The sequence below is a fragment of the Nocardia vinacea NBRC 16497 genome (genome assembly GCF_000308835.1).
Taxonomy (GTDB): domain Bacteria; phylum Actinomycetota; class Actinomycetes; order Mycobacteriales; family Mycobacteriaceae; genus Nocardia; species Nocardia vinacea.
In genome coordinates this window covers 1-865 of record NZ_BAGN01000314.1, presented here as the reverse complement: position 1 = coordinate 865, position 865 = coordinate 1, and the positions used below count along the sequence as shown (strand labels likewise).

At 65.4% G+C, this 865-nt stretch carries 1 protein-coding gene; it reads left to right on the top strand.

Features of this window, described 5'->3' with window-relative positions; all coding sequences use genetic code 11:
- Positions 1–19: 19 nt before the first annotated feature.
- Positions 20–865 (top strand): acyltransferase domain-containing protein (locus ON44_RS33650; RefSeq protein ID WP_157187390.1); only part of this gene is annotated, 846 nt, incomplete at its 3' end.

Sequence of the window (865 nt, the reverse complement as noted above, 5' to 3'; positions counted from 1 at the left end):
GGGGCTGGATGCGGTGGACGTGGGGTGGTCTTTGATCAATACCCGGGCACGGTTGGAGCATCGGGCGGTGCTGGTCGGTGCCGACCGTGAGGAGTTGATGACCCGACTGCAGGGGTTGATCGACGGTGATCCCGCTGTGGCGGCTGGTGTTTCGCGTGACCGCGGCAAGACGGTGTTCGTGTTCCCCGGTCAGGGCGCGCAGCTGCTGGGTATGGGATCTGGTTTGTACGAGGCGTTCCCGGTGTTCGCGGCCAGCTTCGACGAGACCACCGCACTGCTGGAACAGCAGCTGGAATGCTCGCTGCGGGATGTGGTGTGGGGTGTCGACGAGCAGGCACTGCAAGCGACCCTCTACACCCAGACAGGACTGTTCGCCGTCGGTATCGCGCTGTTCCGGTTGCTGGAATCCTTCGGTGTCCGACCGGATTTCGTGGCCGGACACTCCATCGGTGAACTGGCCGCCGCGACCGTGGCCGGTGTACTGAGCCTCGAGGACGCGACGGTACTGGTCGCCGCCCGCGCCCGGCTGATGCAGCAACTCCCCACCGGCGGAGCCATGCTCGCCATGCGAGCCTCCGAAACCCAGATCACCACCCTGCTCGGTGACAGCATCGAGGACGGTGTCGTCGAGATCGCCGCGGTCAACGGACCCGAATCGATCGTCCTCGCCGGCCCCCAGCACGCGATCGACACCACCGAGCAACAACTACGGCAGGCCGGATACCAGGTCAACCGGCTGCGGGTCTCCCACGCGTTCCACTCCGCCTCGATGGAACCCATGCTGGCCGAATTCGCCCGCATCGCCACCGAACTCACCTACACCCAACCGGTCATCCCGATCATCTCCAACCTCGACGGCCAACTC